Source organism: Erwinia sorbitola (genome assembly GCF_009738185.1).
Taxonomy (GTDB): Bacteria; Pseudomonadota; Gammaproteobacteria; order Enterobacterales; family Enterobacteriaceae; genus Erwinia; species Erwinia sorbitola.
The window spans coordinates 3,399,092-3,422,742 of record NZ_CP046509.1; the positions used below are offsets into that span (position 1 = coordinate 3,399,092).

The 23,651-nt window shown below is 53.5% G+C and carries 29 protein-coding genes; 8 read left to right on the forward strand and 21 right to left on the reverse strand.

Annotation, left to right across the window (positions count from 1 at the left end; genetic code table 11):
- Positions 1 to 7: 7 nt before the first annotated feature.
- From flgL to GN242_RS15425, 11 genes are all read right to left on the reverse strand, one after another.
- Positions 8 to 916, reverse strand: coding sequence for a flagellar hook-associated protein FlgL (gene flgL / locus GN242_RS15375; protein WP_154752234.1), 909 nt, complete (start codon positions 914 to 916; stop codon positions 8 to 10).
- 17 nt (positions 917 to 933) lie between these two features.
- On the reverse strand, positions 934 to 2,298 hold the full coding sequence (gene flgK, locus GN242_RS15380) for a flagellar hook-associated protein FlgK (RefSeq protein WP_156287787.1): 1,365 nt from the start codon (positions 2,296 to 2,298) through the stop codon (positions 934 to 936).
- Positions 2,299 to 2,300: 2 nt separating this feature from the next.
- The gene (locus tag GN242_RS15385) at positions 2,301 to 2,606 is read right to left on the reverse strand and encodes a rod-binding protein (protein ID WP_154752236.1); all 306 of its coding nucleotides are present in this window, start codon (positions 2,604 to 2,606) and stop codon (positions 2,301 to 2,303) included.
- Positions 2,606 to 3,709, reverse strand: coding sequence for a flagellar basal body P-ring protein FlgI (locus GN242_RS15390; protein ID WP_156287788.1), 1,104 nt, complete (start codon positions 3,707 to 3,709; stop codon positions 2,606 to 2,608). The genes GN242_RS15385 and GN242_RS15390 overlap by 1 nt, the downstream gene beginning before the upstream one ends.
- A 10-nt stretch (positions 3,710 to 3,719) precedes the next feature.
- Positions 3,720 to 4,385: a flagellar basal body L-ring protein FlgH gene (flgH, locus tag GN242_RS15395; protein WP_154752238.1), complete on the reverse strand. Its 666-nt coding sequence runs from the start codon at positions 4,383 to 4,385 to the stop codon at positions 3,720 to 3,722.
- A 75-nt stretch (positions 4,386 to 4,460) separates the two neighbouring features.
- Positions 4,461 to 5,246 carry a flagellar basal-body rod protein FlgG gene (gene flgG, locus GN242_RS15400; RefSeq protein ID WP_154752239.1) on the reverse strand — a complete coding sequence of 262 codons (786 nt, stop codon included), beginning with the start codon at positions 5,244 to 5,246 and terminating at the stop codon, positions 4,461 to 4,463.
- A 20-nt stretch (positions 5,247 to 5,266) separates the two neighbouring features.
- Positions 5,267 to 5,998, reverse strand: a complete 732-nt coding sequence (locus GN242_RS15405) for a flagellar basal body rod protein FlgF (protein ID WP_156287789.1) — start codon at positions 5,996 to 5,998, stop codon at positions 5,267 to 5,269.
- 2 nt (positions 5,999 to 6,000) lie between these two features.
- Positions 6,001 to 7,200, reverse strand: coding sequence for a flagellar hook protein FlgE (gene flgE / locus GN242_RS15410; protein WP_154752241.1), 1,200 nt, complete (start codon positions 7,198 to 7,200; stop codon positions 6,001 to 6,003).
- A gap of 18 nt (positions 7,201 to 7,218) precedes the next feature.
- On the reverse strand, positions 7,219 to 7,884 hold the full coding sequence (gene flgD / locus GN242_RS15415; RefSeq protein ID WP_154752242.1) for a flagellar hook assembly protein FlgD: 666 nt from the start codon (positions 7,882 to 7,884) through the stop codon (positions 7,219 to 7,221).
- Complete coding sequence (gene flgC / locus GN242_RS15420) at positions 7,884 to 8,309, reverse strand: flagellar basal body rod protein FlgC (protein ID WP_156287790.1); 426 nt, start codon at positions 8,307 to 8,309, stop codon at positions 7,884 to 7,886. The genes flgD and flgC overlap by 1 nt, the downstream gene beginning before the upstream one ends.
- Positions 8,310 to 8,311: 2 nt before the next feature.
- Positions 8,312 to 8,662 carry a flagellar basal body protein gene (locus GN242_RS15425; protein ID WP_156287791.1) on the reverse strand — a complete coding sequence of 117 codons (351 nt, stop codon included), beginning with the start codon at positions 8,660 to 8,662 and terminating at the stop codon, positions 8,312 to 8,314.
- Between the two features lie 83 nt (positions 8,663 to 8,745).
- Between GN242_RS15425 and flgA the strand changes: the two genes are divergently transcribed.
- The 4 genes from flgA to GN242_RS15445 all read left to right on the forward strand — a co-directional run bounded on the left by flgA (position 8,746) and on the right by GN242_RS15445 (position 11,463).
- Positions 8,746 to 9,501 carry a flagellar basal body P-ring formation chaperone FlgA gene (gene flgA, locus GN242_RS15430; protein ID WP_156287792.1) on the forward strand — a complete coding sequence of 252 codons (756 nt, stop codon included), beginning with the start codon at positions 8,746 to 8,748 and terminating at the stop codon, positions 9,499 to 9,501.
- Between the two features lie 148 nt (positions 9,502 to 9,649).
- Positions 9,650 to 9,913, forward strand: a complete 264-nt coding sequence (gene flgM / locus GN242_RS15435; protein ID WP_154752245.1) for a flagellar biosynthesis anti-sigma factor FlgM — start codon at positions 9,650 to 9,652, stop codon at positions 9,911 to 9,913.
- Positions 9,910 to 10,341, forward strand: coding sequence for a flagellar protein FlgN (locus tag GN242_RS15440; protein WP_154752246.1), 432 nt, complete (start codon positions 9,910 to 9,912; stop codon positions 10,339 to 10,341). The genes flgM and GN242_RS15440 overlap by 4 nt, the downstream gene beginning before the upstream one ends.
- Positions 10,342 to 10,356: 15 nt before the next feature.
- The gene (locus GN242_RS15445; protein WP_231617167.1) at positions 10,357 to 11,463 is read left to right on the forward strand and encodes a CDP-glycerol glycerophosphotransferase family protein; all 1,107 of its coding nucleotides are present in this window, start codon (positions 10,357 to 10,359) and stop codon (positions 11,461 to 11,463) included.
- Here the strand turns inward: GN242_RS15445 and GN242_RS15450 are convergent.
- The 10 genes from GN242_RS15450 to GN242_RS15495 all read right to left on the reverse strand — a co-directional run bounded on the left by GN242_RS15450 (position 11,456) and on the right by GN242_RS15495 (position 20,812).
- Positions 11,456 to 11,854, reverse strand: a complete 399-nt coding sequence (locus GN242_RS15450; protein ID WP_154752248.1) for an FAD synthase family protein — start codon at positions 11,852 to 11,854, stop codon at positions 11,456 to 11,458. The genes GN242_RS15445 and GN242_RS15450 overlap by 8 nt on opposite strands.
- A gap of 6 nt (positions 11,855 to 11,860) precedes the next feature.
- A complete protein-coding gene (locus tag GN242_RS15455) occupies positions 11,861 to 12,760 on the reverse strand; it encodes a hypothetical protein (RefSeq protein WP_156287794.1) in 900 nt (299 codons plus the stop codon).
- 69 nt (positions 12,761 to 12,829) lie between these two features.
- Complete coding sequence (locus GN242_RS15460; protein ID WP_156287795.1) at positions 12,830 to 14,236, reverse strand: glycosyltransferase family 2 protein; 1,407 nt, start codon at positions 14,234 to 14,236, stop codon at positions 12,830 to 12,832.
- 4 nt (positions 14,237 to 14,240) lie between these two features.
- Positions 14,241 to 14,690 carry a flagellar FliJ family protein gene (locus GN242_RS15465; protein ID WP_156287796.1) on the reverse strand — a complete coding sequence of 150 codons (450 nt, stop codon included), beginning with the start codon at positions 14,688 to 14,690 and terminating at the stop codon, positions 14,241 to 14,243.
- A gap of 37 nt (positions 14,691 to 14,727) precedes the next feature.
- On the reverse strand, positions 14,728 to 16,047 hold the full coding sequence (fliI, locus tag GN242_RS15470) for a flagellar protein export ATPase FliI (RefSeq protein WP_154752252.1): 1,320 nt from the start codon (positions 16,045 to 16,047) through the stop codon (positions 14,728 to 14,730).
- Positions 16,044 to 16,763: a flagellar assembly protein FliH gene (gene fliH, locus GN242_RS15475; RefSeq protein ID WP_156287797.1), complete on the reverse strand. Its 720-nt coding sequence runs from the start codon at positions 16,761 to 16,763 to the stop codon at positions 16,044 to 16,046. Before fliH ends, fliI begins: the two co-directional genes overlap by 4 nt.
- Before the next feature lie 4 nt (positions 16,764 to 16,767).
- Positions 16,768 to 17,805 (reverse strand): flagellar motor switch protein FliG, encoded by a 1,038-nt coding sequence (locus GN242_RS15480; RefSeq protein WP_154752254.1) that lies wholly within the window; start codon positions 17,803 to 17,805, stop codon positions 16,768 to 16,770.
- Positions 17,780 to 19,408, reverse strand: a complete 1,629-nt coding sequence (gene fliF / locus GN242_RS15485; protein ID WP_156287798.1) for a flagellar basal-body MS-ring/collar protein FliF — start codon at positions 19,406 to 19,408, stop codon at positions 17,780 to 17,782. The genes GN242_RS15480 and fliF overlap by 26 nt, the downstream gene beginning before the upstream one ends.
- Positions 19,409 to 19,417: 9 nt before the next feature.
- Entirely contained in the window at positions 19,418 to 19,774 is a 357-nt protein-coding gene (gene fliE, locus GN242_RS15490) for a flagellar hook-basal body complex protein FliE (protein ID WP_374189539.1), read from the reverse strand.
- 27 nt (positions 19,775 to 19,801) lie between these two features.
- Positions 19,802 to 20,812: a sigma-54 interaction domain-containing protein gene (locus GN242_RS15495; protein WP_154752256.1), complete on the reverse strand. Its 1,011-nt coding sequence runs from the start codon at positions 20,810 to 20,812 to the stop codon at positions 19,802 to 19,804.
- 482 nt (positions 20,813 to 21,294) lie between these two features.
- On the opposite strand from GN242_RS15495, the gene GN242_RS15500 reads away from it, so the two are divergent.
- The 4 genes from GN242_RS15500 to fliQ are packed head-to-tail and all read left to right on the forward strand — an operon-like array spanning position 21,295 to position 23,651.
- Complete coding sequence (locus GN242_RS15500; protein WP_231617107.1) at positions 21,295 to 22,245, forward strand: FliM/FliN family flagellar motor switch protein; 951 nt, start codon at positions 21,295 to 21,297, stop codon at positions 22,243 to 22,245.
- Positions 22,238 to 22,618, forward strand: a complete 381-nt coding sequence (gene fliN / locus GN242_RS15505; RefSeq protein WP_154752257.1) for a flagellar motor switch protein FliN — start codon at positions 22,238 to 22,240, stop codon at positions 22,616 to 22,618. The genes GN242_RS15500 and fliN overlap by 8 nt, the downstream gene beginning before the upstream one ends.
- Entirely contained in the window at positions 22,615 to 23,382 is a 768-nt protein-coding gene (fliP, locus tag GN242_RS15510; RefSeq protein WP_154752258.1) for a flagellar type III secretion system pore protein FliP, read from the forward strand. Before fliN ends, fliP begins: the two co-directional genes overlap by 4 nt.
- On the forward strand, positions 23,379 to 23,651 hold the full coding sequence (fliQ, locus tag GN242_RS15515; RefSeq protein ID WP_195918345.1) for a flagellar biosynthesis protein FliQ: 273 nt from the start codon (positions 23,379 to 23,381) through the stop codon (positions 23,649 to 23,651). The genes fliP and fliQ overlap by 4 nt, the downstream gene beginning before the upstream one ends.

Sequence of the window (23,651 nt, forward strand, 5' to 3'; positions counted from 1 at the left end):
AATGATCTTAAATCAGTGAAAACAGCGAAAGCTGCTGAATTTTAGTAAAGCTTTTCTGCGAAGCCAGCGCTGCATTATAGAAGTTGGCTAAATCGATGCTCGCTTCCGCCATATCCAGTGCCGTAATGCTGCGGGTGACAGTATCGTTAACCACGTTATTGTCATCGTGGATATCTTTTAACAGCGTCAGGCTGTTCTGCCGCGCCCCCAGCTCGGTATAGAGCGTACTGACGCTGTTATGCGCACTTCCAACGCTGTTAAACGCTGCCTGTATCTCAGCATAATAATCCGCAGGGGCTAAACCTGAGTCCTGCATTTTATTCGCCACCTCCTGTAACTGACTCAGCATCTTCAGATCATCGCCAAAAGCCGGAATAAGCGCAGTGGTGACCTGAACCTCCGTCCCGCCAGCAACCAGCGCGCTGGCGGTGTCGCTGTTTCCCTGATATGACCAGCTCTGGCTTGCGGCGTCAAATACCACCGGTTGCTGATCCGTTTTAGTCCCTGAGAAGAGATAACGCCCGTCCTCATCGCGCGCGTTAATCAGGGTTACAGTGGTTTCAAGCATTGATGCCAGCTGTTTGCCATAACCGCTGATTTCATCCGCAGAAAGCGTTCCACCCATCGCCTCTAACAGCTTATCTTTTATCGCCAGCAGCTGCTGCTCACAGCCTTTGATGCTGTTTTCCTGCGTGGCTAAGTTGCCTGAAAGGCGCTGTATATTGGTCTGATACTGATCGATAGCTGACTTTTCCCGACGTAGCCGGGTCAGCTGTGCGCTGGCAATAGGATCGTCAGATGGTTTAAGCAACCGCGTTTGCTGGCTGATTTTATTCTGCACGTTAAAAAGCTGCGCGTTATTGCGGTTGAAATTAAGCAATGTATTGTTGTTAAAACTCTGGTTACTGATACGCATAATCACTCCCGTAATAATCAGAACAGTGCCAGCAGGTCGCTAAACAGCCGATCGCCGGTGGAGATAACTTTCATATTTGACTGATAGGCTTTGGTATAAACGATCAGATTCATTGCCTCTTCGTCTTCCGAAACGCTGCTGTAATTACTGCGATCGTTTTCAGCCTGGTTTAGCAAGGTTGAAGCCGATGACAGCGCCGCCTGATTATCGCGGCTGTGTATTGCCACGGTGTCTACCAGCGTAGCGCTGGCATTCGATAGCGTCGTGGTGCCCATCCCGGGGATGTCCATTTTCTTGCTGCTAATTTCAACCAGCTTTTTCAGATTGTCACTGTTGCCACTTGCATCTTTAAGGCCGGAAAATGCCAGCTCATCCCAGCTGATATCCGCCACCTTTAGTACCGCATGTGGGTTTTCCGCATCGAATTCGAACAGCGGTTTACCCGGCTGACCATGGAGATCAAAACCGGCCGCCTGCTGTTCGTTAAATGCCCCGGCCAGCGATTTCGCCACTCCCTGAAGCCCTGTTTCCATGCCGTTAAGGGTGTCTGTTTGATAGTGATACATGCCACCTATCGCACCGCCGCAGGCCATTTCCACCGGGAAGGAGCTGTTTGAGAACGAAAGCGTCATGCTGCTGCCGCTCTCTTCCATCATCAGCTTTCCGGCAGTATTTCCGCTGACTAATGGCTGTCCGCTTTTCAGGGTTACCGTGTAGCTGCCTTCTGTAGTTTCATTGATACGGACATCCATAAAGCCACTGAGCTGTTTCACCAGCTCATCACGCTGATCGCGTAAAATACTGGTATCACCGCCGAGAGCCTCAGATTCGACGATCTTCTTGTTGTAATCGGCAAGGCTGCTACTCAGTACGTTAACGCTGCCGATGCTGTTCTGCTGCTGGCTGCGGATGTCGTTGTGCTGCTGACTGATAAACGATTGCAGCTGGTTTAATCGTGTTGACAGCATCTGCGCGCTGGAGAGCACATTCTGGCGCATCGCCTGGCTTTCCGGCCTTTCTGTTGCACCGCTTAATGCGGCAAACAGATTATCCAGCCCCTCGCTCACACCGGTACTTTCCGAACCCATCATGGTTTCCAGCTGACCAAGGTAGTTTTGAGTGGTCGCATAAAAATTTCCCTCACTGTTAGCACGCCATAGCTGCCCGGTGAGAAACTGATCGGCCATACGGCGAATGTGGGTCACCTCGACGCCACTGCCGCTGTCAAATTTCAACGGCCCTGCCGGGCCTGTCGCTATCTGTTCTACGCGCTGGCGTGTGTAGCCAGGTGTGGCGAGGTTGGCGGTGTTGAGCGCAGTCACGTTAAGTTGCGTTTGCGCTGCACGTATCCCGCTGTAACCAATGTTAAAAAGAGAGTTCATCGTTACCTCGTCATGGTGTTATCGGAAAGCTGCTGGATCAGCAGAGCGGCAATACCGGTTGTACGCTGGCTGGCGAGCTCATTCGCCAGTGCATCATCATAAAAATCGCGCAGCGTTCGTGCTTCACGGCTGCTAAACAGGCCATTATCTCCTGCAAGAGCATCCACGCTTTTACGCATTTCTTGCAGCATCTGCCGCAAAAACATCGCTTCGAACTGTCCCGCCGCCTCTTCAAGGCTGTTGGGCTGCACCCGTCCGCTAAAATCGGCGGCACCGGCTGACAGTGGCGCACTGACAGACTTAATCATCAGATCACCACCAGTTCAGCATCCAGCGCGCCGGCTTCGTGAAGCGCCTGTAAAATAGCGATGGTGTCATCAGGTGCAGCCCCCAGGCTGTTAATGGTGTCGACGATGCTGCGCAGGCTGGTGCCTGCCGGAACCACCACCATCTGCCCCTTGCCGCGATCGACGCTGATATCACTCTCTGGCGTAGCCACGGTGGATCCCTCGCTGAATGGCCCTGGCTGGCTGACGTTTTGCGACTCCCGGATGGTGACGATAAGTGAGCCGTGGGAAACCGCCGCCGGGCGTACCACAATTCCCTCACCCATCACGACCGTACCGGTGCGTGCGTTAAAGACCACGCGTGGCGGCTGCTTACCTGCGTCGATCTGTACGTCTTCCAGCATCGACATAAAGGCCACCCTTCCGCCAGGATCTTTTGGTGCATTTACCGCTACATTGGTGGCGTTTTTCGCCAGTGCAGTACCGCTGCCAAACTGCTGATTTAACGCTTTAGCGATATTGTTGGCAGTTTTAAAGCTCGGTCGTTTGAGGTTGAGATACACCTCGTTGTTGTCGATAAAATCACTGGGGATTTCACGTTCAACGGTTGCTCCATTGGGCACAATACCCACGGTGGGGGTGTTGATGGTTACGCTGGATCCGCTGTTGCCGCTGGCGGTCATTCCGCCGACCACTACGTTTCCCTGTGCCAGGGCGTATACCTCGCCATCGGCTCCGCGCAGTTGCGTCAGCAGCAGCGTACCGCCGCGCAGGCTTTTCGCATCGCCCATTGACGATACGGTGACGTTAATCGTCTGTCCGCGCGCATACATCGGCGGCAGCGTGGCGCTTAATGCAACAGCGGCGACGTTTTTCACCTTTGGATCGATTTTTTCCGGCATCTGCACACCGAACTGGCGCAGCATATTAGTCACTGACTGATTGGTGAATTTAACCTGATTACGGTCACCGGAGCCGTCAAGGCCCACCACCAGGCTGTAACCTACCAGCTGGTTACCACGGATACCCTGCACATCCACCAGCTGACTGAGCGGCTGCGCCCGCAGCGGCAGTGAGCTGATAATGATCCCCGCTGCCAGCAGCGAGATAAAGTAACGAAACATAATAAAAGCCTTAGATCGGGAAGAGAGGATGGTTAAAGAAACGCGTCAGCCATCCTGCGGAGTTAGCATCGCTTAACGCTCCGCGCCCGGCATAGGAGATGCGCGCATTGGCGATACGCTGCGATGAGATGGTGTTATCGCGGGCAATATCATCTGAGCGCACCAGACCCGAGACGCGCATATATTCGTCCCCCTGATTAAGGGTCAGCCACTTTTCACCACGTACGACTAATACCCCGTTGGAAAGCACCTTGTGCACCGCGACGGTAATCGATCCGCGCAGCATATTTTGCTGTGCCGAGGTGGCATTGCCGTTGAAATTACGGTTGCCGGAAACCGAACCACTAAACTTATCCAGGGTTTTTCCTGCAACAGTAGGCATACCAAGTTCAACGTCGTTCTTTTTACCGAAGTTGGTTCTGGCCTGCTTGCTGGACTGAGTTGATTCATCCAGGATTACCGTCAAAATATCGCCAACGCGATAGGCGCGACGATCCTGAGTCAGCGACCAGTTATAGCTATTTTGATAAAGCCCACCGCCGCGTACCGCAGCAGCTGGTGCGCTGAAATCTGACGGCGGCGCAAACTCGGCGTCATCTTTCTTTATCAGGTAAGGCGAGCTTTCGCAGCCGCTCAACAGCAGCAACGCTGCCACCAGCAGAAGGTACTTTTTCATTTTTTCCCCGTCAACGCAGGCTTGTTTTGTGCCGCCCGGAGCGGAAGATCCCCTTCCGCTCCGGGCGATTCATATTTACAGCTGCTGATTGAGGAACTTCAGCATGTCATCAGCGGCCGAGACCATTTTCGCGTTCATCTCATAGGCACGCTGCACGGTGATCATATCCACCATCTCTTCAACCACCTGCACGTTGGAGCCTTCGAGCGCTCCCTGCTTCAGCTCACCAAAGGCTTCTTCGCCCGGCACTCCCTCAAACGCTTCACCGCTGGCGGTGGTCTCGCGATAAAGGTTGCCGCCCGTCGCCTCCAGGCCTGCAGGGTTGATAAAGTTCACCAGGGTAATTTGCCCCAGCTCTGCAGGTTCAGTTTCCCCGCCTACCTGCGCGGTTACCGTGCCGTCTCGAGCGATACCGATGCTTTTAGTGCCCTGCGGCAGTTCAATTCCTGGTATCAGCGGAAGTCCCTGAGCGTTGGTCAATACGCCGTCGGCATTGATCCGCAGGTTACCGGCACGCGAATAGGCAATATCACCGCTCGCGGTTTCGATCTGGAAAAAACCCTGTCCGGCAATCGCCACATCCAGCTCTTTTGAGGTCACCTGAATGGAGCCCATGGTGAACGATTTTTCAGTGCCGAGGATTTTTACCCCGCTACCAAACTGAATGCCGCCTGGCGTATTGTTGTTCTGATCCAGCGCCATTCCCGGTGCACGTACGCTTTGATAAAACAGATCCTCAAAAACCACGCGGTCGCGCTTAAATCCGGTGGTATTAACGTTAGCGAGGTTGTTGGAAATAGCGCCCATTTTGGCGTCCTGTGCCGCCAGCCCGGTTTTACTTATCCATAATGCGGGATTCATCGTTGTTGTTCCTTTGTCAGTTAGCTGCCACGGATCAGTTGGTTGCCCGCCTGCGCCAGGGCTTCTGCGGCCTTCATCATTTTTATTTGAGCTTCGAACCGACGGCTTAACGAGAGGGTTGCCACCATTTCATTGATTGCCGAGACGTTGCTGGTTTCCAGATACTCATTGGCAAGCTGGACGTTTTCGCTGCGCGGCTCCACTCCACGGCTGCTGATCAGCAAACCATCATCATTTTTCGTCAGCCGGTCAGCCGGTATGTCCACCAGCTTGATGCGATCCACTTCCATTGCCGCTTCCAGATCGCCGTTTTCAGGGATCACGGTAATCGTGCCGTCATCTCCAATGGCGATCTCGGAAAAAGGTGCCAGCTGGATCGGCCCGGCTTCACCCAGCAGCGGCCTGCCGTTGACCGTCAGGTTCCCCAGCTCATCCATCTGGATATGACCGTTTCGGGTGTAAACCTCACCGCCTCCCTCGCCCAGGGCGAGCAGTCCATCCCCTCTGATACCTACATCCAGATCGCGGCCGGTTTCCCGCAGCGGGGCATTGGCCATATCAATACCGGCATTCTCACTGTTAGCCTGAAAACGGCTGTTATAACCATAGCCTTCCACCGCCAGAGTCTTTGCCTGTTCCAGATCGGCGCGAAAGCCCTCGGTGTTGACATTCGCCAGGTTGTTGGCGTGGATCAGCTGCTGGTTGAGGCTGCGGCCTGCACCGCTTGCGGCAGTAAAAATAAGGCGATCCATGGTTAAATTGCCTGGAACAGAGAGTTCATCATCTGATCGTTGGTTGAGATGACTTTGGTGTTGGCCTGATAGTTACGCTGTGCTGACATCAGCCCGACCAGCTCTGCCGTTAGATCAACGTTTGATGATTCCAGCGCAGCGGAGGAAATCGTGCCGTACATACCTGCTTTTGGCGTCCCCATCAGCGGTGCTCCGGAGCTGTTAGTCTCAAGCCATTTGGTGCCATCTGTGGCCTCTAAACCGTCCAGGTTGACAAAGTTAGCCAGTATCAACTGCCCCTGTAACAGACGCTGGCCGTTACTGAAAGTGGCATAAACCATGCCGTCATCATCAATTTGCTGACCCGTTTTTTCACCGGAGGTATAGCCGTCGGTTTTGTTCTTGGTCACTGAGAAATCAGAGGCATACTGACTGGTGCCGCTGTAATCCAGCTCGATCGCCAGCTTGTCGGCGGCAGGCGCGGGCGTGGAGGCCGCGATCTTGACCGGCTCGGTAGGTTTGACCAGCAGGCCATGCGTATTAAACTCCAGCGCAGAGGAGGTAGCGTTATCTTTATCGCCGTCCACGATGTAGTGAACTTCCCATTTGCTCTCATCAGTTTTAACAAAATACTGCGTCAGGGTGTGCTGGCGGCCCAGCGAGTCATACAGCTGCGTGGTGTAGCTATTGTTGTAGGTATCGAGATCTTCCGGATCGAATTCAGCCTTTGGAGGTTTTTCAGTACGCGCATCCAGATTGGCAACAAAATCAAGGGTTGAGGAGCTTTTTGCTGGCAGACCACCCGTGTTGATTTGCAGATCGCTAACGGTTCCGTTCTGTAAGATCCCCCGATCACTGATTGGATAGCCCTGTAACTTTCCGCCCAGGTTGTTGACCAGGTAGCCGTCGTTGTCCGTGCCAAAGTAACCAGCGCGGGTGTAGCTGGTGGTGCCGCCGCTATCGCGTACTACAAAGAAACCATTGCCGTTGATCGCCAGGTCAAGATTACGGCCGGTGCTGGCAATGCTGCCGCTGATCGAGGTGCTCTGCGACGTGTTACTGACGCTCACGCCCAGCGGCGTTGCATGAGTGGCGTACATTGCAGAAAATTCAGCACGCATAGATTTATAACCGGTGGTTCCGCTGTTGGCGATGTTATTACTGATCGCATTCATCTGCTTAGTAATGGCGTTCAACCCGGTGGTTGCAATGTCAAAACTCATAACTGTAAATCCTTATTTTTATGCCTTGTTGAATTGGCCGCCAAACTGGCTGATGTTGAAGAACGGTATTTCGCCCAGTCCAGGGAGAGTGAGCAGCGGTGAGCCATCCTTCCCTATACGTACGCTATTTACAGTGCCGGCAATTTCAATCGGTACGTTGTTTTCACCCTCTTCGGTGACCACTGACAGGGTATATTTTCCTTTCTGTAGCCCCAGCGCCTGAGGATCGAGAGTAAAGTCCACCAGGCCCTGTTGCTGCCTGCCCAGCTCAAGGGTGGTTTCCTTGCCAGCGGCATCTTTGATATGCACGGTGACATTCCCGGACGGATGCTCAAGGGTCAGACGTCCTGCGATTGGCTGACCATCAAGCTCGATACTGTTAGCGCGCACCATCACCTGTTGTCCAACCAGGTTACCGACGGCCAGAACCTGCATGTTGTCCACCAGCGTGGCAGCGTTCTGCATCATTCCCGTCATATCCTGCATTGACTGCACCTGGGTCATCTGCGCCAGCTGGCCGACATATTCCGTTCCATCGGTAGGATTCAGCGGATCCTGGTTCTGGATCTGCGCCACCAGCAGCTTCATAAACATATTGTTCAGGTCGTCACCGTTCGCAGCCGGTGGACGCGATACGTTTAAATCGTCGCTCTGATAATTCCTCTCTACGTTGCTAACGCTCATCAGGCTTCTCCCAGCCTCAGCAGGCTTTGTTGCATGCTTTTTACGCTGTTTAATACCTCAACGTTGGTTTCAAAGTTACGTGATGCCGACATCATGTCAGCCATCTCCTGTACCGTATTGATATCCGGGTAGAACACCTGCCCCTGTGCATCTGCCAGAGGATGACGCGGTTCATAGCGCCGAATCGCCGTTCCGGTTTCAACCACGTCCAGCACCTGTACGCGTGCCCCGGCGATCGCAGCGTTACCCATCAGGGAGCTGGGCTGATATATCGCCGCAAAAACCGGACGACGCGCTTTATAGGTCGCTTCTGCGCTCTCAGCCGGTGATCCCGCGTTCGCCAGGTTGCTGGCGATGGTGTTCAGACGCACCGTTTGCGCCGTCATCGCCGACCCGGAAACGCGATAAATGTCGTTAAATGACATGCTTATTTCCCTTCAATGGCCTGCTTAAGGCCCATAAGTTTCGAATTCAAAAAGTGCAGACTGGTTTGGTAATCCATCTGGTTTTTGGCGAATTCGGCTTGCTCCACATCAAGTGCAACGGTATTGCCATCGGCAGAAGGCTGATATGGCACGCGATATTTCACCGACATAGCCCCACCTGACGAACTTTTATCCTGATAACGTTGCATCTCAGAGGCAAAATCAATATCTTTAGCCTGAAAGTTAGGAGTATCGACATTCGCCAGGTTTGCCGACAACAGTTCAGCTCGGGAAAGTCGAAGCTGTAGTGCGGCAGCATGAACGCCCAGAGACCTGTCAAAACTTATTCCCACGTTAAACCTCCGTTGAGCAATGATTTACACGCATGAAGCAATATCCATGCCAGTTTTTCAAATTATTGATTTAGGAGGTTTTTATGTGCAATCCCATCGCTAACAGGAAGTCACGCTTCCTCTTGCTGGCTCTCTGGGGTCTGGCGTTTGTTTCCGCCGCTGCGCCTGAGGCAAAAACGGCCCGTAAGCAGATCTATCAGCAGGCAGTTGCCAGCGCCGCAGCAGATATCAAACGCACAGCAATGTTGAAAAAATGGGAAGGCTACCACAGCAAAATCAACGTCTTTATTCCCACCGAAGCCAGCCGTTTTACCCGCTGCGCCCGTCCGCTAACAGTGGCAATGCCGGTGAGCAATCGCCCCGATTTGTCACGGTTACGTTACGATATTCGCTGTGAAGGTGCCGAAGGGTGGGAAGTCAACGTAACGGTAAAACCCGATATCTATCTGCCGATTCTGGTGGCGAGGAGTACGCTGGCGCGCGGTAAATTGCTGGCTGCCAGCGATGTGACGATAAAAAAGAAAAATATTACCGGACTGCGCGATGGGATTATCGTTAATCCTGACGATGCCATCGGCCTGACGGTGAAAAAACGTATTCGCGATATGCAGCCAATCTCCCCTTCAATGCTGGATCAGCCTTTGATGGTAGAGCGGGGACAGCAGGTGGTGATGCTGGCAATGCAGGATGGTGTACAGGCCAGAATGATTGGTGTTGCGATGAAAAAAGGGCGCAAAGGCGACATTATCAAAGTCAAAAATCTCACCAGCGAGCGAACTGTCAGCGCCGTTGTCGAGGGCCAGGGTCTGGTACATATGCAGCTGGCAGCCGGGCAGTAACCTGTTCCGTCCTGCGGGGCGATACGCTACAAATGGCAGTTCCGCTTTTCAGAGGTAACTTTTTTGCTCCTGATTTAAGTTTTTCCTGTCGGCGTCGCTATAAGAAAGCAGACGATGTTTAATACAGAATTCAGGTGGTGAATCCGCGATGAAAATTACCTCTAATCCTTTAGTAGCAGGCGGCCCACTTCAGAGTGCGCCAAAAAGCTCTGCCGCAGAGAGTATGAAAACCGCTACTGTTGCAGCTTCAGCAGCGGCAGGCCCAATCAGCCAGGCCCAGCAGACGCTGCGTGAGATGCCCGATGTCGACAATCAGCGAATTGCCGAGCTGAAAACCGCCATCAGCCAGGGCGAGCTGGATCTTGATCCTCAGTCACTCTCGCGTTCGATGATGGACTATTTCCGTCGATGAGTAGCCCGACCGAGCGCGTCAAGGCTCTGCTACGCGACCTGCAACAGGATGCGCAGCACTATGAGCGACTGGCACAGCTGCTGGAACAGCAGCGTGATGCCATGCTCGCCTGCCACGCGGGGCGCACAACAGAAATCGGCGGCGAGCTGATGTTGCTCTACCCCCTGCTGCAAGCCAGCGCACGCCGCCGGGCGGAGACGCTTAACGGTTTTACCCTCTCTCCTGACGGAGAGGGGCTGCTCGCGCTACTTTCTCGTCTGCCTGCGGCCCTGTGCCAGCGGGCCACCGCCTGGTGGAACCAGCTTGAGCAGCAGGCGCATCTCTGCCAGCGGCTGAATCAACGCAACGGTCAGCTGCTCAACAGCCAGCAGGAGATGCTGGGCAAGCTGCTGCATCAGGATCCGCAGGCGTTTCTTTATGACCGTTAAACCAGAGTAATCGTGATGACCTACCGCACCACCATTGGTTTCTATATGGAAACTGCTTTTCATTATGAGGTGTATAAAAATATCATTGTCGCTCTCCAGCAGCAGGGGCATCCCTGTACTCTGGTGATTGCTGACCTCTGTGAGGCAGAGTTTGTAGGCGAAATGGCGGCGCTGATTAAGACACTGAAGCATGATGGCCTTGAGGTGATGCTGCTTTCCAAAATACTTTCCCAGAAAATCGTGCTGGCAACCATGGTCAGTCCTTACTACACCCCGGTGCTTAACGGTACTGCCCGTCAGCATGTGCGGGCGATGTATGGTCTGGCGAAAGATCGCTGGGGCCATGCCTGGTGGAATGCGTTTTATGATCTGATTCTCTGCTATGGCAACCATACGCGGGACAAATTAAATATTGCAGGCTGCGCGCTAACCGTCGGTAATCCACGTTTCGATGACTGGCACAACCGGCAATATGATCGGCAGCTGGTCAGGGCGCTGATGCGCAATAAATCCAAACCGCTGGTGCTGTATGCGCCGACATTTGGCGAGCTCTGTTCGATTCCATACTGGGCAGAACGGCTGAACGCGTTGCAGCAGTCATGCACGCTGCTGGTCAGGCTGCATCACGGCACCCGGCTGAAATCGTCTGAAGCTGCCTCGCTGCAAACGATGGAAAAATACTTCCGCAAAAATATTGTTAACAGCCTCTCTTCTTTTGCCCTGCTTGAAGCAGCCGACCTGGTGCTGACCGATAACAGCGGTTTTATTTTCGATGCCATACACGCCGGTAAACGCACGGTGCTGCTGGAGTGGCCGGGTTTAAAAGACATTCTTCAGGGTACGGAAACCTATAGCGATAGCAGCAGTGCAGAGCAGACGGCACGCCAGCATATTGACACTGCCAGTACGCTGGAGGAGCTGCAAATGTTGCTGAGTGGCAGCGTAAAATCGTCAGATCCGGCAGAACTGGACGCGTTTCGACAGCACTATTGTGATAGCTATCAGGATGGTCAGGCGGGTTTACGTGCAGCGACAGCGATTACACAGCTGATGAAAACGCCCCAGGACGGGGCGAAGAATTTTTATCTGCAAAGCCTGCGGGAACAGCTCTTTACTAAATAATCTGGCTGCGGGTGACTTCAATAATTGAGGTTGTTGAGATCGACGGCGTACGTGGCAGGTAGCACACCTTGCACAGCGTTTGCAGATGGTCGAAACGCCCGGCCCAGTCATCACCCATCACCAGAACGCTGGCGGAAAACTGCCGTATATACTCCGCTTTCTTCTCCAGTGACTCTTCCAGAAACACCTCATCCACGCCTTTTATCTGGCTGACAATCGCCATCCGCTGCTGCTGCGGATAGACCGGGTGGCGCTGCTTTTTATTAAAATTAAGCCGATCGGATGAAATACCCACCACCAGCCTGTCACCCATCTCACTGGCACGCCGCAGAATATTCAGATGTCCGATATGAAAAATATCGAAGGTGCCAAAAGTAATGACCGTTTTCATTTGCACTTATCTCAGCAGGCTGATGCCGGTCAGCAGCGGGTTATCACTGACAACAATTGCGGTATTGCGTTGCCTGGCAGCAAACAGCGCGGCGATATTTTCATTATCCAGCGTCAGTTCGCTCTGAATAAAGAGGGCACAGAGCATTTTTAAACTGAAATAGCGCTGGCACAGATGGTGATACTGCTGCTCCCACTCTGCCACATCCTCACCCGGGAACAGATGATGATAAAACTCATACAGCATCAGGTTACGGAACACGCTGTGATGCGACTGTAAAAATGCAGCCAGGCGGGTATCCTGCTCCAGCTCTTGCAGCATGTCCTGCAAGTAGCGCGGGGTAAGTACATTAATCTCGTTAAGTTTGAGTACCAGCGTCATGCCGGTTAGCGGATCGAGGCTGGCGTCCAGTTCACAGCGGCTCAACATGCGCAGCGCCTCCAGCTTCCAGGTGTCAATAACCGGAAGCTGCTCAAAGGCCTGTGCCATCGCCCCCTGCTGTAACAGCCCCGCCAGCTCTTCACCGAGCGTCTCAATTTGCTGTGGTTCGCTCTGCTCACGACTTTTACTCAGCAGCACGCCCAGCGTGTAGAGCACCTGTTCAGCCGGAGCATCGCTGGCTATCGCCAGGTTAATCGCCGCCTGATTCATCGCCATTACACGGGGGTCGAGGGGGCTGGCATCCGGCTGTTCTGCCAGAGACTCATGCAGCATAAATGCATCCTCGCGGCACAAAATTTCACCTGCCGCGCGATCGCACTCCAGCAGTGCACTCTGGCGGATCTGCTCCTGCCAGCGGAGGGTTACCAGTGAAGGCTGATGCTGGCAGCCAGGACAGTGGCACTCTCCAACATCCTGTTGCAGGCGCACAACGAATTCAGGGGTGTAGCTTTCAATCGACTTCACAATCGCTCCATGACGTAATAAGTCCCGTGTAACTTCGGGGTTTAGTATTGAATTTATTGAAGACTCGACTTAATCTGGTGGAGTGCTCAGTTTGTTAAAGAAGTGATGAGCCAGCGGCTGGCCCGCCTCATCGCTGTCCTGGTAGATATAACTGGGATAAAGGGCAAACCAGCGCCCCGCTTCGCACAGCGCCTGCCACTGTAAGTTTTGCTGGCAGTGCAGATCGTCTGGTGCCGCCAGCTGCTGCAACCGGGTACTTTTCAGCATGGCCATAAAGTCAGCGTAACGATCCTGATGTACCGCATAGGCCACCGGCCGGCTCGCCTGGGTTGCGCGCAACGCTGCGGGTAACGTCTTCAGCTGTTGCCCTTTTTCCAGCTCGCAGCCCAGCAACAGCACGTCCCATTGCAGCGCACGGCAGGCTGATAACAGCTGGTTAAGGTTCTTTACGGTCTTTTCCTGCCGTACAAAACGGGTACGGTCGTCGAGCAGCAGGTAGTTGTGCCATCCCGCATCCCGTGCTTTTTCCAGCGCCAGTAAATGGCTGGACGCCAGCGGTTCATCTGGCTGCGACGGGATAATTTCCAGCTGTTCAGGCCGGACACCCTGTGCCAGCAGATTGTCGATATACCCCGCCAGCAGCGCCTCATCCGCAGAGCAGGCGTTAACTATCACCCGGTCGAAAAAAGCCCAATCGATTTGTGTATTGACCGGTGCCTGCCGCAGCCGCTGATAAAAGCGTTGCAGATGTGCATCAGTAACATAGTCTGTCAGTTCTCTGTTATCGCGCTCGCTGCTGCCCATCACGAAATCCTTATCAAAGGTGTTCGCGTTATGTGAAATACACAGGATGCTGCGCTCAGGCGCCAGTTGCAGAACCGGCGTAGTAAAATCTTTTAGAAAATGCCCCTCTTCCGCCAGTTTTGCACTATCGTCGTAGCGATGACGTTTAAGGTGCGAGCGGTGATAGGCAAAAGTGCCATTCAGGGCATGACGCGGCCCCAAATTCTTACTCAGATAGACACGGTCAATATGGCTGTACCAGATAGGGATGCTATCGCAGCCAGCAAAGCGCGCCTTGTGGCGCTTCATTTCAGCAATGGTGTAGCTGATCTTATCGGCCGGATAGTAGTCATCATCATCCATACAGATGATGTACTCCCCCTTCGCCAGCGCGTTAAGTTGATTGCGCTTCGCCCCAATGGCCAGCCGCTTCGGCAGATGGTAGTAGCGAATCAGCTCAGGGCAGGCAGCATACTTTTTCATTCCCTCGACAAGGTCAGCATTGCTGCACTCGGAGTCATCCAGAATCACCAGTTCACGGCGATCCGCAGGATAGTCCTGGTACTGGAACATATAGAGCAGATAGGGCAGAAAAGTACGGCGGTTCCACGTTGGCGTGACCACGCTGACAAAAGGTAATGACTGACTTTTCACCACGGCTCTCTTTTCAGCTAATGCCGATCTGTTTTTCATTGTATTAATCCATCCGGCCGGAACGATGTTTACGCATCCAGCTCTGCATCGCCTGAGCATCGGTTATTTTTTGTTGTGCGCGATCCAGCGCCTCTCTGAGCAGGGCTTTTTGCTGGTTGATCACCACGTTGATCGTCATCTCACGGCTGGCCTGTTCTGCCAGCTCACGCTGGATCGCCGCCTGTTCGATCGCCGCCAGCGCCTGCTCCTGCTTTTGCCAGTCGATAACCCGCTGAATATTGGCTTTGAAATTCGCCTGGTTATTCATCTGAGCAGCTCCGGCGCTTATCTCCCGGCTGCTGTCACTTAACGCATTCAGCGCCTCAATATTGTTGTGATAGCGCTGACAGAGCTGTTTCTGCCGGGAAAGCTTGCCGCTGGTCTCTTCCACGGCACGCTGACGCATCTGATGCAGCGTCTCGAGTACGCGAAGGCTTTCAGGTCTGTGGCTCATAGGGCAATATCCTTACGCTCCATTTCTTTCTGCGGCATCAGGCTTTTGCCAGCGTGGCAAGATCGCTGATGCAGCTTTCCAGGGTGCAGCACTCATCTACCTGCTGACGTAAAAAACTTTCTACCGCCGGGAACAGACGCACGGCCCGATCCGCTCCGGCATCCACGCCAGCCACATAGCCGCCAAGAGGCAGCAGCGGTTTAATCGCCATATAGTCGGCGTACATCTGTTTCAGCCCGCGCGCCGCCTGCTGGTGAGATTTGTCCGTCACCTGGCTCATACAGCGACTGATACTCTGGCCGATATCGATTGCCGGATAGTGGCCGGACTCCGCCAGATGGCGCGACAGGACGATATGCCCGTCCAGCACCGCTCTGGCACAGTCAACGATCGGATCCTGCTGATCGTCCCCCTCAGCCAGCACGGTATAGATGGCGGTCATGGTTCCTTCTCCCTGCGCGTTTCCCGCTGTTTCCACCAGCGTGGGGATAATGCCAAACGCCGACGGGGGATAGCCTTTGGTTGCCGGGGGTTCACCCAGAGAGAGCGCGATTTCACGCTGGGCCATGGCATAGCGTGTCAGGGAATCCACCAGCAGCAGTACGTCTTTGCCGCGATCGCGGTAGTAGCTGGCAATCGCATGGCAGAGCTCTGTTGCTTTGATGCGCATCAGCGGTGATTCATCGGCCGGGGCCGCGACGACGACGGATTTCGCCATTCCTGCCGCCTGTAACGAGTTTTCAATAAACTCTTTAACTTCACGACCGCGCTCGCCAATCAGACCGACCACCACCACATCGGCGCTGGTGCTGCGGGTGATCATCCCCAGCAGCACACTTTTCCCAACGCCGGATCCCGCCATCAGACCAACACGCTGTCCTTTGCCGATCGTCAGCAGGCCGTTGATCGTCTTAACACCGACGTCCAGCGGACTATCAACGGCCTTACGGGTCAGCGGATGGATCTGCGGCAGCTGCTGTTGCAGCACCGTGTCGCCTTCCAGCTTGCCGCGCCCGTCAATCGGCTCACCAACGCCGTTGATCACCCGACCAAGCCAGCCGTCGCCTATCAACATTTCGCTGTTTTTCTCTGCCGGAAAGACCCGTGCCCCCGCCATCAGCCCCTGTGGCTGTTTGAACGGCATCAGATAAGTGATATCGCGATCAAAACCGACGGCCTGCGCGTCAATCAGCTCACCACCGCTGCCCTCAATCTGGCAGCGTTGTCCTATCACCAGCTGACAGCCCAGCGACTCCAGCAGCAGGCCGTTAGCCCGCACCAACCTGCCTGCAACCCGGGCAAGGCTTATATTTTCTATAGATTTTAAAGCCTTATCAAAAGCTGTGGGTTTTATCATGGCTCATCTGACTCATCCTGCGGCTGCGACAGACTCTGCGAGAGCACGTCCATACACTGCTCAAGTCGATGCGCACAGCCGACATCCATTTCCGCTGATTCGGTAATAATCCGGCACTCGCCCGCCGCCATATCCGGGTCGGCCGCCAGCCCCCACTCTCGAACTTTTTCAGGTTCTGCTTCGCTAATCCGGGCAAACTCTTCCGGATTCAGCAGTACGCGCAGCCGTTTGGGGGGTTCCGGCAGGGTTCCCAGCGCCTCTTCCACCAGCGCCAGTAGCTGGCCGGGCTGGAGCGCCAGCTCACAGCGGATCACCTGACGAGTGACCTTTTCCACCAGCTGTAACAGTTCACTGCGGCGGCTCTGTTCGTGCTCATCGAGCGCCTGCTGCATGCTGGTGACCAGGTTTTCCAGCGGCTTCGCTGCCAGCATAAATTCGGTATGGGCAATGCGCTTGCCATCTTCACGCCCCTGACGCATGCCCTCTTCGATGCCCCGGGCAAGGCCATCCTGATAGCCCTGATCTTTACCCTGGGTTATTCCCTGTTCGAAACCGTCGCTCACGCCCTGCTGAAAACCACTCATCAGCTGCTGCTGATATTCCCCCGTATCATGAGATCCACCCTGACTCATTCCCGGCGTCCACTGCTTACGCAGCGGAGGAAACTGGTGACGACGCAGGCGGTTGCTATCTGAATTCTGTTTTTTCTCACTCATTCATTTACTCCATGGTCTGTTCACTGAACAGCTGTACCTGGATCTCGCCCTCTTCCGCCAGTTCCCGTACACGCACCATGATATCTTTGCGCACCTGCTCTACGCGGCTGACCGGCAGCGATCCCAATCGCGAGATGGTACTTTGCAGCAGCTGTACCTGACGTTTAGGCATCACGGCGTAAATCGTCTGGCTCAACACCGCTTCGGTTCCCTTCAGGGCAATTGCCCACTGCTCCATCGGGATCTCCTCCAGCAGGCGCTGCATCGTGGCTTCGTTCTGGCGGCTGAGAATGTAGAACTCGTACATTTCGGTTTTCAGCTCATCCACCACATTTTCGTCACGGGCGTGCAGCTGCTCCAGCAATGTTTGCTGACTGCCCGGAATACGGTTAACGATGTTAGCCGCCTGTTTGATACCCTGGACTTTGGAGCCGTGTTCGGACAGAACCGCCACGCCACGTTCGATCAGCCGATCCAGCTCATCCACCACGTCGCGGTTGACGTCATCCAGCCTGGCAATGCGGTAGAGAATTTCATCCTGTCGCGTCTCATCAAGATGGGTCAGCACCGTGGCAGCCACATCTGGCGGCAGGAAGGCGAGAAACACCGCCTGCAACTGTAAATGCTCCTGGTCGATCAGGGCGGCCAGCTGCGGGGTATCAACCCATTGCAGGCGCGCCATGCGATAGCGGATCTCGTCACCGTAGATGCCATTAATAACGCTGCGGGCGATTTCGCCGCCGAGCGCCCGCTCCAGGATGTTGCGCAGATAGCTCCGCGAAGCACCGTTGATGCCGCTCTGCTCGCGATAGTCCTGGAAAAAATTGTTCATCGCCTCCCGTGCCTGCGACAGTTTTATCCCGTGCAGACGCGCCATGGTTTCACTCAGCCGCAGCACCTCCTCACGAGAGAACTTACGCATTACCGTGGCCGCAGCCTCTTCGCCAATGCTCAGTAATACAATGGCCGCCTGTTCCAGACGCGGTGGCTGCGCTGGAGGGCCGCCTTTACTGCTTTTATTTTCTGCTGCTGCTTCGCTCATTGCTGCTAATCCACTGTTTAATCACTTCAGCCACGCGATCGGTCTCGCTCTGGGCCAGGGTTTGTAGGAAGGCGATCTTGGTTTCCAGACCTGAGCTGGACGGAGGCAGGTTTTCCTCCCCCTGGAACGACCCGACAGGCAGAGAAGTTGCCTGACCGTCGGATTCGCCATCCTCATCGCTGCCGCTCGGCGCCGGTACCGATGCCTGCATCTTTGCCGTTGCGGGCTTTTCCGTACGGCGACCAATGCGGCGCAGCATCGGTAGCAGCCCGAATAACGTAATCACCGTAACCAGCAGTGCGATACCACCGCGTTTGCTCCAGTCAATCACTGTCTGCCGCTCCCACCATGGAACATCCGGCTCAACATGCGGCTCAACTTCACTGAAACTGAGCATGGTCATGGTTAATATGTCACCACGTTCGGCATCTATTCCTGCCGCCTGCACCAGCATCACTTCAACCTGCTCCCGCTGCTTTGCCGTCCACGCTTTCACGACAGGGGAGTTCTGATTCAGCACCACGGCGACAGACATTTTCTCCAGCTGGAAGCCTGGATGACGGATATGGCGGACGTCGCGGTCATAATGGAATTTACGCTGTGCCTGGTTACGCGTAGCCTGCGGTTTGGCGCTCTCATCCTCTTCTTTACTTGCAGGCGGATTGACCGGGCGGTTGCTCAGTGAACCTGGAATACCAATGGCCAGCAGCTCGGTGGTATTTTCCTGGGTCATGCTTTCACTGGCCGGACGCGGCTGACCAATAAAGCGCTCCTGAGTCTCCTCGATCTGGCTGAAGTTAAGCTGCGGCACGACGCTGACGCGGAAGTTTTCACTGCCGATAACCGGCATCAGTACATTGGCCAGGCTGCGCTCGGTATCCTGGCGCATGCGCTGAATGGCTTCGCTGCCGGCTTTACCGCCCTGGCGGCGACTCAGATCATATTGATCGGAGGAGAGCAGAGTGCCGTTCTGGTCAACTACCCGCACCTGCTGTGGTTTCAACCCCGGCATACTGCCGGCAACCAGATGAACGATGGCAGACACCTGTTCGTCAGCCAGCTCCTGGCCGTAGCGCAACCGCAACACCACTGAGGCGCTGCTGTCCGGTTTATTACTGAGTACGAAAGAGCTGGTTTCACTGATCCCCAAATGTACGCGGGCAAATTCCACCGCATTCAGCGCCATAATGCTCTGGGCCAGTTCACCCTCCAGGCTGCGTTTAAAACGGACGTTCTGAAGAAACTGGCTGATGCCCAGCGCCTCTTCTTTATCCATCAGCTCGTAACCCGCAGGTGATTGAGCACGAATCCCCTTAGCTGCCAGCGCCATGCGGGCCTTCGGCAGATCGCTTTCACGCACCATCAGACTGCCGCTCTGCGGCTCCACACGATAGGGAATCTGCTCCCCGCCCAACACTTCTACCACCTGTGCTACCGGTATGTTCTGTTGAGCACCGAACAGCATGGTGTAATGGCTATTGTTCTGCCAAAGCAAGGCGACAATGATCGCCGTGGCAGCCAGCGCACCCGCTACAGGTAGCCAGCCCTTTTTCATTTTTTCTACCGGCAGACCCGCCAGCAGTGATTTTAGTTTTTCGCCCACGGAACAACCTTACATTGAGATATTCATGACTTCATCGAAGGCGGCGTTGAGCTTGTTACGCACCTGCATCAAAGCGGAAAACGCGACGGTAGCTTTCTGGCTCTCCAGCATTGCTCCCATCAGGTCATCACTGGTTCCCATATCTACCGCACGCTGTTTCTCAGCGGCCACGTGTTGCTGGCTATCTACGTGCCGGATAGCCTGCTGAAGCACAGAACCAAAGGATGGTGCGGACACTGAGCCCATCTGCGGCTGATGGGCTGCTGCTGCAATCTGGCTGCCGGTTGCCCGGGCGCGCATCTGCTCCATTTCAGCCATTATCTGCGCATGTCCGGCAGAAAATGCGTTAGCGGGGATTTTTTCGATCATAAAATAGTATTCCTGGTCAAAGGATTAAGACATAAAGCCGGAGTCAAATCCCTGCTGGCGCATAGAAGCCAGTCGGTAGCGTAACGCGCGCGGCGTAATGCCGAGAGAGGCCGCAGTTTTAGACTTGTTGCCCTGATGGCATTTCAGTAGATCGACGATGTACTGGAATTCAGCCAGACGCCCGTGCTGTTTAATCGGACGCTCGCCTGACGGCAGCGGCAGCAGCGCTTCGTTAGCGGTACTGGCTGTTTTGATGGCCGGTGCAGAAGTAGCAGCAGGCAGCGGCGCTCCGATACCGAAGCATCCGGCGTCCAGCACCCCTTCACTACACATAATCAAACCACGCTGTATGGCATTTTCCAGCTCGCGCACGTTGCCCGGCCACGGGTAGCGTTGCAGCCAGCTGCGTGCTTCAGCGGTCAGCGTGGGCCGCGTCAGTGAGAACGATCGATATTTACGTAAAAAGAGTTCCGCCAGAGGAATAATGTCCTGCTGACGTTCTCTGAGCGGGGAAATATGAACAGGCACCACGGATAAACGATAAAAGAGATCCTGACGGAAGCGCCCTTCAGCAATTTCATCTTCCAGATTTTTATTGGTAGAGGCAATCAAACGGATATCCAGTTTTATGCGCTGATGGCTACCTAAACGCTCAACTTCCTGCTCCTGTAATACGCGCAGTAATTTGGCCTGCAGGGCCAGCGGCATATCGCCAATTTCATCTAACAATAAGGTTCCGCCATTCGCCTGCTCAAATTTACCCGGCTGACTGGTTACCGCACCGGTGAACGCCCCCTTTTCATAGCCAAAGAGCATTGCTTCCAGCATACTTTCCGGAATTGCGGCACAGTTCACCCCGATATAGGGCGCGGAGTGTTCAAAGGCATGGTGATGAATATATTTTGCCACGCACTCCTTCCCGGTTCCGGTTTCACCGGTAATTAAAACAGGGACATCATGTTTGGCAACACGGCGAGCAAGAGCAAGTAGTTTAATGCTGACATCCGCGTGAGCGATAAAACCCAAACTTTCCATTTTAGAATCTTTTTTTGAAATTTTCACAACAAGACCCTCCCTTTATTACCACTACAGCTAAAACAAAGTGGTTAAGTTACTTCTTATTGTCAGAGTTAAAAATCCGGAAAGCAGAATGCCTAAAAGCCGGGAGATAGATAAAATGAGCGTCGAAAAACCTCACCACAAATAAACTTCATGGCGAGTATACGGTCAATAACAGCCAGAATCACTTCAATTGACATTAAAAATACATAACCAACTAAAATCAAAAGGTTATTTTTTATTTTTTGATTATCAACACCCCACTTAAATAATAAAAATAAGGATCTTAAAGGATTAATAATCACTCTCATATTGCTATAAGCATCGGTAATTGCTCTAATTACACACCTGTAACAGATACAGAACTAAAAGAGAAACGCGCTCATAACTTACTAAAGCGACAGAAACATAGAAGAATTAAACACTTTTATCACCTCACCATAAATAATTCGAGTTGCATGCAGCGCCCCCAGGAACTTACCCGTTTAAGAGGCTGGAGGAAAGATGGGGTCATAATCTATTGGAATAACATCATGCGACACTCCTGTAGCCAGGTAAAAATTTATCATTCTGGTCATCATCCAGAAATGATGAAATTAGAGGTCAATAAGCTCGGTCGGCCGTATCATAAAATCCCAAAGATTTTTAACGATATGCACGACAGTCTGGATGCGAAATTGAATACGTATTTTTTGAAAAAATATCGTGTCAACGCCGCACTAAAGACGATGAGTTTTGAAATGGATGCATGGCAGAAGCAGACAAAAATCCTGTCCAGCGATATTGGCAGCCTGGCTTTTGATATTGAAAGAGGTCTGTTACTGAATGTTTTGCATGATTATTACGGGCTAAACAAAGAACGCCAGGAAAATATTTCTTCAGAAAATGCCCCTGTCACCAAAACGGAAGAGCGGCTGAAGAATAAGCTGGCTCAGGAACTGGTTGCGTTGATTACCGGTGAAGGGCTTTTTGGCAAAGAGTTGCAGATTAAATCCGACCCGGCTTCGCTGATTACGCAATGGTCATACCGTATTAACTTCACCCTTGAGGGGTATGAAGGTGGGTTTTCACTGTTGCTGGATAACGCGCATGTCGATCGTCTGCTGGTGAACTTACGCCAGCAGACCGAGAGTTCTGCGATAAGCCATCCGGAAAAACCGGTAGCAGGTTTGCAAACCTCCTTTATGACGCTGCCAGTCCATCTGACCGGCAGGCTGGTCAGCATTCCTCTAACGGTAGCTGAACTGCTTGAGATTAAAACGGGCGACATCCTGCCAATGACGCCCTGCGACCGCATTCCGCTGTTTATTGGTAAACAGCCGTTATTCATCGCGGTCATTGCTGAAGACCACGGAAAATTATTCTTTTCAGAATTTAGAGAGTTAAACACCGAGAAATCTTATGACTGAAGTAAATAACCAGACGGACAGTAAACTTGATTTTGATTTTTCTCTGGATGAAACCGTAGCAGAAGATACCGGCATCGTTGATGACGCCGGGCAAAACGCGGTAATGCGTGAAAAGCAGCGCCATTTGTCGCTGTTCAGCCGTATCCCGGTCACCCTGACGCTGGAAGTTGCTTCCGTTGAGATCTCACTGGCTGAACTGATCAACGTGAATAATGACTCGGTGCTGGAACTGGACAAAATGGCAGGCGAGCCGCTGGACGTCAAAGTTAACGGCATCCTGCTTGGTAAGGCCGAAGTGGTAGTGCTTAACGATAAGTACGGACTACGGATCATTGAGTTCAACAATAAAGAGCTGGGTGAACTGGCGCTATGAAGCGACCCCTGTTGAGCAAGTTAGCGCAAGTCGCACTGGCATGCGCCCTGCTGTTCACTCCGCTGCTGGCGCTGGCCGCAGATAGCGGGCTGGCGCTGTTCAGCTCTACAACCCAGCCCGACGGCAGCCAGGATTACAGCGTAAAAGTTGAGATCCTGATCCTGATGACTCTGCTCGGGCTGCTGCCGATCATGCTATTAATGATGACCTGCTTTACCCGCTTTATCATCGTTCTGGCGCTGCTGCGTCAGGCGATAGGTCTGCAACAGAGCCCGCCTAATAAAATTTTGACCGGTATTGCACTGGTGCTGACCATTCTGGTGATGCGCCCGGTCTGGACACAGATATATCAGGAAGCGGTGCTGCCCTATCAGGCCGAAGAGATCACCCTGACTCAGGCGCTGGCCACCGGTGAAGTACCGCTGAAAAAATTTATGCTGTCGCAAACCAGCTCAACATCGCTGGCGCAGATCATGACCATCGCCAACGCCAGCGGCGATCCGGAGAAACAGGATCTGACCATCGTGGCACCGGCTTTTGTGCTGAGTGAACTGAAAACAGCGTTTAAGATCGGCTTTATGATCTATATCCCCTTCCTGGTGATTGACCTGATTGTTGCCAGTATTTTGATGGCAATGGGCATGATGATGCTGTCGCCGCTGATTGTTTCACTGCCCTTTAAGCTAATCCTGTTTGTTCTCTGTGACGGCTGGTCTCTGATTGTAGGGACGCTGACGAAAAGCGTTCAGGGGCTGTCGCCATGATGACCATTGATGTTGCGGGCGACATTATTGCCCAGGGTCTGAAGCTGGTGCTGACGATCTCGGTGGTGGCGATTCTGCCCAGCCTGATGACCGGCCTGGTGGTCAGCATCTTTCAGGCCACAACGCAGATTAATGAGCAAACACTCAGCTTTCTTCCGCGACTGGTGATGACCATGCTGGTTCTGGTATTTGCCGGAAAATGGATGCTCACACAGCTGCTCGATTTTACCCTGTTGATTTTTGAACAGGCCGCAGCCTTAGCAGGCTGA